This window comes from Flaviflexus sp., assembly GCF_052087705.1.
Taxonomy (GTDB): domain Bacteria; phylum Actinomycetota; class Actinomycetes; order Actinomycetales; family Actinomycetaceae; genus Flaviflexus; species Flaviflexus ciconiae.
Genome location: NZ_JBQCYC010000003.1, coordinates 1 through 12,380, shown reverse-complemented (window position 1 = coordinate 12,380; position 12,380 = coordinate 1). Strand labels below are relative to the sequence as shown.

Genomic DNA, 12,380 nt, shown 5'->3' with positions numbered 1-12,380 from the left:
CCGGCTCGTCTCGCCTCCGCCCGGGTCCGCTCGTCTCGCGGGCTAGAACCAAAACAGAATTGAGGAATCGTGCTTCGTACGCACCACACTGGAAGCCTGCGGGCCTCCCACATTGGAGAAACCGTTACACTCGTCGGCTGGGTTGACCGTCGCCGCGACCACGGCGGCATTGCCTTCATCGATCTTCGTGACGCCTCCGGTATCGCCCAGGTTGTTATTCGCGAAGAGGTTGCCCACGAGCTCCGCTCCGAGTACGTCATTCAGGTGACCGGGACCGTTCGCGAACGCCCCGAGGGCAACGCCAACGCCGGCATCCCCACCGGCGATATTGAAGTTGTTGCCGACGACGTCGAAGTTCTCAACTCCGCCGCACCACTTCCGTTCCAGGTCTCCGAGCATGCCGAAGACTCCGGGAAGGTTGGTGAGGAAACCCGTCTCAAGTACCGCTACCTTGACCTGCGTCGCAAGTACGAGCAGAACGCTATTCGTCTCCGCGCGAAGGTTAACCGTGCCGCCCGCACCGTCCTTGATGATGCTGACTTCGTAGAGATTGAAACCCCGACGCTGACTCGTTCCACCCCGGAGGGTGCCCGCGACTTCCTCGTCCCGGCCCGTCTTGCCCCCGGTTCCTGGTATGCACTCCCGCAGTCACCGCAGCTGTTCAAGCAGCTCCTCATGGTGGCCGGCATGGAACGCTACTACCAGATCGCACGCTGCTACCGCGATGAAGACTTCCGCGCAGACCGTCAGCCCGAGTTCACCCAGCTGGACGTCGAGATGTCGTTCGTCGAGCAGGATGACGTCATTGCGATTGCGGAGAACGTTCTTGCCGAGATCTGGAAGCTCATCGGCTACGAGCTCAAGACCCCGATCCCGCGCATGACCTTCGCTGATGCGATGGCCAAATACGGTACCGACAAGCCGGACCTGCGCTTCGGACAGGAACTTGTCGACCTCACCGACTACTTCAAGGACACGCCCTTCCGCGTATTCCAGAACGAATATGTTGGCGCTGTTGTCATGCCAGGCGGTGGCTCTCAGCCGCGCCGTACCTTCGACAAGTGGCAGGAGTGGGCGAAGGCCCGCGGTGCCAAGGGCCTTGCCTACGTCACCCTCGCGGAAGATGGCACGCTCGGCGGCCCGGTTGCCAAGAACATTTCGGAAGCCGAGCGCGACGGCCTTGCCGCCGCCACCGGTGCTCAGCCCGGCGACTGCATCTTCTTTGCTGCCGGCGACATCACGTCGTCTCGCGCACTGCTCGGGGCGGCCCGCCTCGAGATCGGTGAGCGTTGTGGCCTCATCGACAACAAGGAATGGTCGTTCGTCTGGGTTGTCGACGCCCCCATGTTCAAGCCGGCCTCCGAGGCCAAGGCAGAGGGCGACGTTGCTGTCGGTGGGGGAGCCTGGACCGCAGTGCACCACGCGTTCACCGCACCGAAGCCCGAGCATCTTGACACGTTCGACACCGACCCCGGTAGCGCACTGTCCAATGCCTACGACATTGTCTGTAACGGCAACGAGATCGGTGGCGGATCGATCCGTATCCACCGCTCTGATGTTCAGGAGCGCGTCTTCAAGACCATGGGACTGTCGCAGGAAGAGGCGCAGGAGAAGTTCGGCTTCCTCCTTGACGCCTTCAAGTACGGTGCACCGCCCCACGGCGGCATCGCCTTCGGCTGGGACCGCATCGTCGCACTCCTCATCGATGCTCCGTCGATCCGCGACGTTATCGCCTTCCCGAAGTCGGGTGGCGGATACGATCCGCTGACCGACGCCCCGGCACCCATCACGCCCGAACAGCGTAAGGAAGCTGGCGTGGATGCCAAGCTCAAGGCCAAGGATGAAGAGTCCGACGCCGAGAAGTCCGAGGCAGAGGATTCAACTAACTGACCATGGACCAGTCAACCGAGGTGTTCTGGAGGACAGGGGCTTTGCGATGGCAGACCATGGCTGAAGAGGGACACAACCTCTTCAGCGACGTAGGCCCCGAGCATGCCGTTGTGCTGACCGCAGCCAGGCCACTTAAGGACTTCGACGACCTTCTCGTCCGCGAGAAGGAACACGAGTTCGTACGAATGCTCGCAATCGGCGAACCCGATGCGGTGAACACCTCACTCGACCGGGTACGGGAGCAGGCGGCGGAGGGTAACCTCGCCGCCCTCCCGGGCCGGGGTACCCTGCCCGCACCCTCGCGGGCCATGCTCCAGTCCAACACTCATGACGGTTTAGCTGACCGTCACCGCGACTGGCTCGGCCCCCATATCGGCAACCGGTGGGACTTCTTCTACAGTGACTCGCCTCTACCCACACCGAAGGGCGATGAATTTGTCGCCCGCCTAGACCTACCCACGTGGCGGGCAGAGATTGAACGCGTCATCTCGGCTTCGAATCCAACTACGTCGGCACTACGCGATCTCGATGACCTCACCTGGTACGGGTACATCGATGGCAACCTGCTTGGCGGAGCCATGGGAGTTGAACGGCTCCCCAACGCCGATGGCACCAATGGGTCCCACTTCGCCGGACTGGGAACCGATCCCGAACTCCAGGGCAACGGCATAGGCGGTGCCGTTATGGCTGGCACAATCAATCGAGAGCTCAACGAGGTTGAGATCGTTTCCTTCGGTATGTGGTCCTGGAACGACCGTGCCCGCAAGCTCTACCGCCGTCTCGGCATTACCGAAGGCTATTCTTACGTCACCCATTCGCGAGAGCCCCTGCCTGAACAGTAGGCGACCCCTTTCACCTGGCTGGTAATTCTGCGTACCCTGGGCAAAATACCGGCGTAGAAGCGACGCGTGAACGTTCAAGCCGAAGCCTTGTGAAAACCGAGTCTTGACCGAAAACCGATGAACGCGCGGAAGAGGAACGGAGGAGACGGCATGAATCACTTGGGAAATACTGGCCCCTCGGTGCCAATCTGTGTCTACGACCGCGGATGCAAGATGTGCGCGCGCATGGCAAAGTTTGCGAGCAAGCGAACCCACGTTGAGTTCACGGGATTCGCCGACCTCACAAGCAGGGGAGTGAACCCTGCCGAATACTCCCAGCATGTTGTCTACGCAGGAGAGACCGTTGAGCGCGGACACCGTGCAGTGGCTGCAGTGCTCGCAACAATGGGCAGACCCTGGACATGGGTCGGGAGAATCATCGACCTCAGACCTATTGATCCAATAGCCCGAAGAGCGTACGCATGGGTGGCGAGGAACAGGTCGTGCTCGGCACTGGGTAATGGAGCCTGCTCTATCAAGAAGTAGTTTGGGACTAGGAGCAAGGATTCCTAGTTGAAATGACGGTTGTGTCACGACCTAGCATTACCTGAATCGGCACACGAATTATTCGGCCTAAACGGCCACCAGTTCCCACCCGCACCACAACCGGCTCTCACGAGTGCAATATCCACTGATGATTGAAGATCCGAATCTATAGGATATATGCGTCGATTTATGAACTTGGACTGTTGTATGTGGCCCAATTGCATCTTCCGGTTTGGTTCGGATTACTTATTCCATAGTTTTGATGGAGGGCAAGATTGAAGCTCCAAAAGTGCGAAACCTGTAAAGGGTATTGGTTATTCACAGTAACTTTTCTCAGGGAATGCTGCCTGTTGTGCCAGATATAATTGGTTCCGTAAGGATTGGCATGACAGCCAAAGTAGTTGTCCGTAACTGACGGAGCGGATGTTTGATGGTGAGGAAGAATTCCAAGCTCGCCGATATGAGCGGGGCTACGGTTCAAAGCTATAAACCGCCGCCCCAAAGTGCCCGAGATCCAGATTCTGTATTTCGCCTTGACCTCCGCTGGTATGAGGACTACCCTCACCTAGAGCTTCGAGTGCGTCAGGCCATCTATAGGAAAATGATCGTCGATTTCAGCATTGAACTACATTGGAGGGAAGAACTTGATGGTCCGTGGTATCGAATATGTCGGGTCGACACCAGTCATGGAACTGTCCATTGGCATCAGTACAACCGCAACTCCGGTGCTGAAAAGAAAGAAGTGCTTTCGACAATTCCTTTGAAGACAGGCTGGAATTATGTTAATCATCAGTACCACGATATTTATGACTATCTTCTAGACAATATTGAGATGATAATGGAGAGGTGGAAAGCGTGAGTGAGAAGGAAACGATGAGGTTGCTTCGGGATACGAACCGCGCCCTAGGACGGTTCCTAGGCTCTCCGACCGGTCGTGCGACCCTTCGCCATAATGGTTACGACTCGTCTCGTCGAATTGTTCCGATGCTGGAAAGCGAGAGTCTCGATATTCTGTTCCGTAACCTAAGGGTGAATGGAGCAGCAGTCGTAGCAGTGTACTACCCGAAACGCGCCGAGGACGAACGATTCGAGTTCTTGGAATTTGGCGATCTAGAGTTGGATCTGTCAGGCGATACCAGCGAAGATGACTCGGTCGTAGTTGGTCGCGATAGGAATGGGGAGTTGTCGACGGTTGGCATGCTGTGCGATTCGATTCGAAGAAATTTTGAGGTTCGCTTTACCCAGCCAACAATTTCAAGGAACGATTCGCTCGAACTGCCGTTTGAAGAGCCACGTGTTTATTCTATGGTGAGTTAATCACGTACGAGAATATCGCTGAGATCTATTGAATGAGGTGGGCGCCCAAAACGCGATTTGGGCGCCCACCTCAAAATTATGGTCCCCGTGCGCTCCTTGGTTGAAGTGAGATCGCGTCGTTGAGATCAGCTTAAGGAAGCTTACGAGCCGATAATTAATTTCTGAAACTTTGCACCGAAGAGCGACGCTCGCTCAGCGAAGGTGGGCTAGGTTTTGTTATGGAAGCGACCGTCCTGTCGTAGAGGACTTGGTGATCTGTGCAGCAAGTCCTCTACTCAGTGTGATCCTCGCCCGCCATTTAATTAAACCGGTTTAACGTGTAATAATTAGGTAAGCGTTCATACTCAATGGAGGACATAATGTCTGAGCTTTCGATCAAAGATGTTTCTGCTCACGGTGGCGGCGGCTGCGGCTGCGGCGGGCACGATGAGGACGTTCCGGTCCTTGACGTTCGGATCATTCCGCACGCAATTCGTCATGGCTCCGTCATTGGTGCCTTCTCTCAGCTACGCCCGGGCATGACCATGCACATCATTGCTCCGCACAACCCGAAGCCGCTTCTGCAGCAGCTCGTCGATCTCAACGGTGCGGACGCCATCGAGATCTCCTATGTTTCCGAGGAACCGTGGACCATCGCGCTGAAGCGCAAGTAGCCTCTTGACGAGGCCACAAAGAACTTAGTCTCACGGAGGGTCGGGTCCGCGGTGACAGCCGCGAGTATCCGGCCCTCCGTGTTCGAGCCAGCGCTGTCTGCTCGGTAGGCTGGGGAAAGCAAACACTGGCCCCAAAACTATTGGTACATATCTGTTTCGGATAGTTACCTTCGATGAATAAGCTGTTTCGCCACTAAATCTTGAGGAGACATGACAGTTACCAGTTCGCTTCAGGCCCCCGGACCAACGGGCAGTGGCGGTAAGCGACGCCGAATCTCGTGGCGCGTCATTTTTCTTGTCCTTGGTGGGCTGTCGCTTCTGATGGGAATGAATGCCGGGCTTCTCAATCTTGGGTCCTGGGCACCTGCCGAAGCGCAGGATGATTCGGTTCATGGGTTCGTCATGACAGCGGGCTTCCTCGGCACTCTGATTTCTCTCGAACGTGGTCAGGCACTCGCTCACAATGAGCCGAAGAACAGCTGGGCATTTCTTGCGCCAACGCTCCTCGGTGCCGGTGGCATTCTGCTGGCTATCGGCGGCACAGCATCCTTCTGGGGCCTGGTCGGTCACCTCCTCATGATCCAGGGGGCCCTCGCTTTCACGCTCGTTTACCTGTGGCTGTGGCGCAGAGCCCCACTCCCGCTACTAGCAACGCAGATCCTGTCGGCGGTACCTCTCCTTGTCGCAACAATCCTGGTACTGCGCTTTGACGTCTCTGCGCTGATCCCGCTGCTTGGCTCTTTCCTGATTATTACTATTGCCTCCGAGCGCGCTGAGCTTGCCCAGCTTTCGATGGGACCGCGTGCGGTGCCGACATTGCTGACGCTGTCTCTCCTGCTGATTCTTGCAGTCACCGCATCTCTTATTTGGCCGGATCCGGCTTCTCGTGCCTTTGGCGTTGTGCAGATCGTTATTGCGCTGTGGCTGATCAAGGATGATGCCCCGCGCAGGCTGATCAAGTCGAAGGGCTTGCCGAGGTACTCGGCCTACGCACTGCTTGCCGGCTACTTTTGGTTGATTGTTGGCGGAATTGTCTGGATCGCGACGGCGGGTGCAGTGGGCACTCCCTACTACGACATCGTCATTCACACGATCTTTATCGGATTCGCTTTCACGATGATCATGGCGCACGCACCGGTAATTTTCCCGGCTGTCATGGGTATCCCGGTTCCGTACCGCAGGATCATGTACATCCCTCTCACCCTGCTGAATGTGGGGCTCGCACTTCGAGTGGGTGCTGAGCTGATCGTTGGACAGGGATCGCTCTGGGTACTTGGCGGTCAAATCAACGTCATTGCCGTTTTGCTCTTCCTCATCACCGTTATTGGAACGGTGATTGTGGGAGAACCGAAGAAGAAAACAAAGCGCAGAACTAAGCCTGCTCCTGCAACTGTTTCGGGTGGGGAGGGCGTATGAAGATCGGTTCCCCCGGTTCAGGCAATAGGCAGGCCGCTCCGAAGCCCATAACTCCCGCGAAGAAGGGCAGGGGCGTGAGCCCAATCCGCGACATGGTTGCGGTGATCTGGCTAATCGTCCTTATCTTCGTCGTAATGTTCCACGAGCAAATCTTGTCCTCGGACTGGCTCGCCATTCACGTCACCTTCCTTGGTGCCCTTTCGCACTCGGCTCTTGTATGGTCCGAGTACTTTGCGAACACGCTCTTGAAGACTCGCCCAACTGCGAACGAAGGGAAGATCCAGGACCGCCGCAGCTTGCTCATGGCGCTGGGCGCCCTGTTTGTGTTCGTTGGGTTCCCCATGGATGTCTGGGTCCTCGTTCTCATTGGCGCCACTTTTGTCACGGTCTCCGTGCTGTGGCACGCGGTATACCTGGCCCGGAAGATGAAGAGGGCCCTGCCCGGCAGGTTCCGGATCGTTATCCGCTACTACATCACCGCTGCCTGCATGCTCCCCGTCGGAGCCGCTTTCGGTGTTCTCCTTGCCTTTGGGTTCGGTGATGAGTGGCGGGGCCGGCTCATGATTGCCCACATGACGTTCAACCTGCTCGGCTGGATCGGTCTCACGGTGATCGGCACCCTGGTGACTTTCTGGCCCACGATGGTGCGGGCCCGCATGGACGAGAGGTCCGAACGGATGACCCGCCAGGTCCTCTGGCCGCTGCTGGCAGGTATCGTCATCGTCGCCGGGGGAGCAGTTGCGGGCATTAAGCTCATCTCCATCATTGGCGTAGCCGTCTATGCGCTGAGCATCGTCTGGTGGGGCAGAACCTTGTGGAAGCCCGTTTCTCTCAAGGGCATCCGCGAGTTCGCACCGGCTTCGGTTGGTGCCGCGGGCACCTGGGCGGTTGTCGGCCTGGTCTGGATCGGCGTACTGCTTGCTCTTTCGGATAGCTGGCCCGAGGTCACGGACCGCCTGGTGTCGATGGCGCCGCTCCTCGCCTTCGGCTTTGCCCTGCAGATCCTCCTCGGTACCCTTTCCTACCTGCTACCCGTTTTGATGGGCAAGAGCCCAGCTAACCTCGCGGTGTACCAGGATGCTCTCAACGTCGGAGCAACCTTCCGCATTGCCGTTCCTAACGTTTGTCTTGTGATCTGGCTACTTCCCGTGCCGTCCTCAATCCGTCTGATCGTTGCCATTCTCGGTATCGGAACCATCATGTCGTTTATCCCGATCATGTTCCGTGCCGTCTTCCTGGGCCTCAAGCACAAGAAGGCCCTAGAAGCCGAGCGAGAGGTAAAGGCTGCTGAGAAGGCCGCCGAGGCGGTTGCCAAGCAGGAAGACGAAAAGGCCCAACTGAACGAACGTCACCAACAGCCAGTTAGCGATAAGAACTCTGAGTCAGGAAGCGACATGAATCGTGCTGGCTCTACCAGGACAACTAACGGCACGTCCGACAAGGAGAATGATGTCTGAGACAACGAAGAAGAGTGCGGGCATGAGGGGGAGCCAGTCAAACTCCGGCGTGTCCTCGGTCTGGTCTGCAGCGGGAATCGTTGCTTCCGTTGTTGCGATCCTCCTGGCCGTGACTTTTGGGGTTGCCGCCAATCCGTCCGGCACGTCCCTTCCAGCCAACCCGAACTTTGCGAGCGGCGGTACTGCTCAAGCGGGCGCCGCAGTTGAACCGACGGGGGAAACCACCGAGGTTGAGGTGACGATGACGGCGGACATGACCTATGAACCGAGTGTCATTGAGGTCCCGGCCGGCGATGAACTGGTCGTCACCCTGATCAACGAGGACGACAAGAACGGTCACGACCTTGTCATTGGCGACGTCGAGTCTTCTCGTATCCAGCCCGGCAAATCGGAGACTGTGAACTTCGGCGTGCAAAGCTACTCCCAGGAGGGTTACTGCTCCGTGGCGGGCCACAAGCAGATGGGGATGACTCTCGACGTCGTTGTTACCGGAGGTTCGTCATCGGCAGTTGATGCAGGAGGCCATGCCGGGCATGCGGCGCCTGCCGCAATTCCCGATGTTGTCGATGCGGAGATCTCGGAGGTCTACCCGGCTAAGCTCGAGCCCCTGGCAGACACCGACGAGCCCGTCACGCACGAGCTAACCTTCACGGTGACCGAGGTTCCGTTAGAGGTTGCTCCCGGCCTGTGGCAGACCAGGTGGACATTCAATGGCAGTTCCATGGGGCCAACTCTGCACGGCAAGGTTGGTGACAAGTTCATCATCACCCTTGTGAACGATGGAACGATTGGCCACTCGATCGACTTCCATGCCGGTGCGCTCGCCCCGGATGTGCCAATGAGAACGATTGCCCCGGGTGAAAGTCTCGTATATGAGTACACGGCTGAACGTGCCGGGATCTGGATGTACCACTGCTCGACCGCTCCCATGTCCACGCACATTGCGGCTGGCATGCACGGCGCTGTCATTATCGAGCCTGCCGACATTGATCCCGTCGACCATGAGTTCGTCATCGTTCAGTCCGAGGTCTACCTCGCAAACGAAGCCCACAGCCCGGAAGAGGCCGAAGAGGTCAACGCGGACAAGATCGTGAACGGCACCCCGGACCGCGTTGTTTTCAATGGCATCGCGAATCAGTACGATCAGGAACGCTTCGAAGTAAAGACCGGTGAACGAGTCAGATTCTGGGTGCTGGACGCCGGGCCGAACGTGCCGTTCGCCTTCCACATTGTTGGCGGACAGTTCGATACCTATTGGATTGAAGGTGCCTACCACCTTCGCCAAGGAGTGTCCTCGTCCGGCGCAACCGACGGTGGCTCCCAGGTGCTCTCGCTCCTCCCGGCAGAGGGCGGATTCGTTGAACTCGAGTTCCCGGAGGCCGGCAACTACTCGGTCGTCAACCACATCATGAGTGAAGCCGAACGCGGCGCCCACGGTTACGTGCACGTTACCGACTAGAGAATGGTCCCTGCCCCCATGCAAGAGTGTGGTCAGGCAAAATCATCGAATGTGTCGGCCCCGGATTAGTCCGGGGCCGACGCTCTCGGCGTGGTAGCAGGCGGGGTCAAATTGACGATCATTGACGGAAAGGTCGGAAGTTCCTCATCTCGCCGCCCGTGGCGTGGCTGGTTCGGACGTCCTAGTGGTGGATCCCGAACTTGTTGTAAATCTTGACCAGGGGCTTGGGTGCCCACCAGTTCCATTTGCCCAGCAAGGTCATGGTTGCCGGGACCAGCAGGAGGCGAACAAGGGTGGCGTCTAGGCCAACAATGATGGCAAGGGCAACGCCGACCTGTTTGACCATTATGAGCTCGCCAAACACGAAGCCGATGAAGACAGCGATGATGATTGCCGCTGCGGACGTAATGATACGCCCGGACCGCTGGAGGCCACGTTCGACGGACTCGTCGTTCGAGTAGCCAGCGTCCCAATATTCCTTAATCCTGGCCAGGAGGAAGACTTCATAGTCCATGGCGAGACCGAAGCCGAAGGCTAGGGCGATGGCAACGACGTAGGCTTCGAGCCCCTTGGCCACTTCCAGCCCGAAGAAGCCGTTCTGGAAAATCCAGATGGTGAGGCCAAGGGAGGCAAGGAGGGATAGTCCGTTGAGGAGGATGGCCTTGAGGGGGACCATGAGGGACCCGGTCATGAGGAACAGGAGCACGAAGACCGCGACAACGATGATAACGAGGGCGAGCGGGAGACCATCAGCCAACGAGTCATTAAAGTCGAGCTGAAGGGCCGCCGATCCGCCCACCCAGAACTCGAAGCCAGCATCCATGTCCCTAATGTCGAGAACGATCTGTTCCACCTCGACGCTCAGGGGATCGTCGGTCTCGAGATCCAGATTGATGAGAGCTCTATTGTTGTCACCCGTGTCCGTGTAGCTGATACGAGCATCCGGGTACTGTTCCCGAAGCTCTGCCACGAAGGCGGAACCAGCAGCTTCTTCCTCCGAGGTGCCGGTGAGGATCTGAATCTCGGAGGTGCGGAAGGCAGGGTACTCGTTGCCGAGAATCTCGATAGCCTGGCCCGTTTCCGTGTGGGCAGGCACGTACTCGTCGTAGGAGGAACGTAGGTGCATCGACCATACGGGAATCGTCATGGCAACGAGCAGGGCGCCCAGCAGGATCAGGATGGGCCAGGGGCGGTCGTGAACGAAACGTGCGAGCTTTGAGAAGAAGCCGTGATCAGAGGCTGAATCGCCTACCGTCTTGGTGATTCGGCGAACGCCGGGAAGCCTGACGAGAACGGAGGGACGCAGCAGCTTGTTGCCGAGCAGAACGATGATTGCTGGGACGAGTGAGATGGCGGCGGCCACTGCGAACAGAACCGTGATGACGCCGCCGAGGGCGATCATGTGGAGGATTTGAGCATCCATGACGAGTAGAGCGCCAATGGAAATCGCAATCGTGAGCGCGGAGAAGAAGACCGTACGCCCGGCTGTGCCGATCGTGGTCTCGATTGCCTCGTGGCGCATATCGGAGAGCTTCTTTTGCTCTTCGGCAGAGAGCCCGTGAGGAATGTTGCTGCCGTCGGCCTCGTAGCCAATGGTGGGCAGGAGGATCTGGATTTCTTCTCGATATCTCGACACGATGAGGAGGCCGTAGTCAATAGACAGGCCCAGGCCAATGATCGAGATGATGTTGATGACGAAGGAGTCGACCGCGGTGAACTGAGAGAGAACCCAAATGCCTCCCATGCCGAGCGCGATCGTCGAGAGTGCACCAATGAGGGGGAGGCCAGCAGCCAAGAGACCGCCGAAGACAATGATCATGATGAACAGAGCAATGGGCAGGCCGATTGATTCACCCGTGATGAGATCTTGCTGGACCTGACCGATTACGGCATCCATCGCCAGCGTCATCGACTGCTTGTAGCCCTCGATACCCGAATCGATGGCCTGGAGTTGCTCCGTCGTCGCATCGAACTCGGCCATGACCTCCTCGTGGGCCGTGTTTGCCTGTTCTTCGGTTAGGCCCTCCGCGAGTTGAACGACAATGATCTGTCCATCGCCTTCGGTCGACAGGAAGGAGGTTATGTCGATCGCCTCATCGCCCTCGGTTTCGGCTGTTCCGGCAAGAACGGATTGGAGCTGGCTATCGACTTTTTCGTTGACCTCGTCGAGCGCGGCTTGCTTCTGAGCGTCGAGCTCGGCCTGTGCGGCGGCAGCTGCCTCGGGGTCGAGCTGGGCGAGCATGTCGATCTCGGCCTGAGGTTCTTCAAAGCCTGCCTCGACCTCGGCGAGTGCAGCGCTTCGTTCCTCCTCAACCGTTGAGGCAATCTCGGAAGCCACGCCCTGATAGGAGAGGACGCTCGCCACTCCCGGTTGATCTTCCAGCGCCCTGCTCAGGTCCGTGAGGGCCTGAGAAACCGCGGTGTCCTGTGCCAGCTGTTCTTCGGGAACCCCGTCAAGGATGTAGAGCAGGCTTGCTCCATCGTCCTCGGTTTCCTCGTAGACCGCAGCCGATCCCGTGTTCGGAAGGACCGGATTCCCCGAACCCAGATTGTCGAAAAGGGCCTTTCCACCGAAACCGGTGAACGTCGCAGCAACCGCGAGCGCCATGAGCAACACCCAGCTCACAACGGTGGCAAGAGGGTGATGAGATATCAAACGACCGAGCTTCGAGAACACGCCTTCATTGTCTCGCAGTACCCCAGATGGGTGGGATCCTATTATCAAGATCACGACCGAAGCGGAGCAACGATCTCGGGTCGATTAAGGGGCTCTTCATAATTGGGGGTGTAGTTTGTTTTGGAATCTGCCGCTGTTGAGGAG

The 12,380-nt window shown here is 58.0% G+C and carries 10 protein-coding genes; 9 read left to right on the top strand and 1 reads right to left on the bottom strand.

The window, feature by feature from the left end; all coding sequences use genetic code 11:
• Window positions 1-69 precede the first annotated feature (69 nt).
• The 9 genes from aspS to ACTHUY_RS02470 all read left to right on the top strand — a co-directional run bounded on the left by aspS (window position 70) and on the right by ACTHUY_RS02470 (window position 9,559).
• Window positions 70-1,890, top strand: a complete 1,821-nt coding sequence (aspS, locus tag ACTHUY_RS02510; protein WP_441654844.1) for an aspartate--tRNA ligase — start codon at window positions 70-72, stop codon at window positions 1,888-1,890.
• Between the two features lie 2 nt (window positions 1,891-1,892).
• On the top strand, window positions 1,893-2,732 hold the full coding sequence (locus ACTHUY_RS02505) for a GNAT family N-acetyltransferase (protein WP_441677537.1): 840 nt from the start codon (window positions 1,893-1,895) through the stop codon (window positions 2,730-2,732).
• A 150-nt stretch (window positions 2,733-2,882) separates the two neighbouring features.
• Window positions 2,883-3,257, top strand: coding sequence for a thiol-disulfide oxidoreductase DCC family protein (locus ACTHUY_RS02500; RefSeq protein WP_441654846.1), 375 nt, complete (start codon window positions 2,883-2,885; stop codon window positions 3,255-3,257).
• A 430-nt stretch (window positions 3,258-3,687) separates the two neighbouring features.
• On the top strand, window positions 3,688-4,116 hold the full coding sequence (locus ACTHUY_RS02495) for a DUF7718 family protein (RefSeq protein WP_441654847.1): 429 nt from the start codon (window positions 3,688-3,690) through the stop codon (window positions 4,114-4,116).
• Window positions 4,113-4,574 carry a hypothetical protein gene (locus ACTHUY_RS02490; protein ID WP_441654848.1) on the top strand — a complete coding sequence of 154 codons (462 nt, stop codon included), beginning with the start codon at window positions 4,113-4,115 and terminating at the stop codon, window positions 4,572-4,574. The genes ACTHUY_RS02495 and ACTHUY_RS02490 overlap by 4 nt, the downstream gene beginning before the upstream one ends.
• 359 nt (window positions 4,575-4,933) lie before the next feature.
• Window positions 4,934-5,227: a DUF2249 domain-containing protein gene (locus tag ACTHUY_RS02485; protein ID WP_126703288.1), complete on the top strand. Its 294-nt coding sequence runs from the start codon at window positions 4,934-4,936 to the stop codon at window positions 5,225-5,227.
• 210 nt (window positions 5,228-5,437) lie between these two features.
• Window positions 5,438-6,643 (top strand): hypothetical protein, encoded by a 1,206-nt coding sequence (locus ACTHUY_RS02480; protein WP_441675741.1) that lies wholly within the window; start codon window positions 5,438-5,440, stop codon window positions 6,641-6,643.
• Entirely contained in the window at window positions 6,640-8,100 is a 1,461-nt protein-coding gene (locus ACTHUY_RS02475; protein WP_441675740.1) for a hypothetical protein, read from the top strand. The genes ACTHUY_RS02480 and ACTHUY_RS02475 overlap by 4 nt, the downstream gene beginning before the upstream one ends.
• Window positions 8,093-9,559 carry a multicopper oxidase domain-containing protein gene (locus ACTHUY_RS02470; RefSeq protein ID WP_441677534.1) on the top strand — a complete coding sequence of 489 codons (1,467 nt, stop codon included), beginning with the start codon at window positions 8,093-8,095 and terminating at the stop codon, window positions 9,557-9,559. The genes ACTHUY_RS02475 and ACTHUY_RS02470 overlap by 8 nt, the downstream gene beginning before the upstream one ends.
• A 181-nt stretch (window positions 9,560-9,740) precedes the next feature.
• Here the strand turns inward: ACTHUY_RS02470 and ACTHUY_RS02465 are convergent, their stop codons facing one another.
• On the bottom strand, window positions 9,741-12,236 hold the full coding sequence (locus tag ACTHUY_RS02465) for an MMPL family transporter (RefSeq protein ID WP_441675738.1): 2,496 nt from the start codon (window positions 12,234-12,236) through the stop codon (window positions 9,741-9,743).
• Window positions 12,237-12,380: the final 144 nt, after the last annotated feature.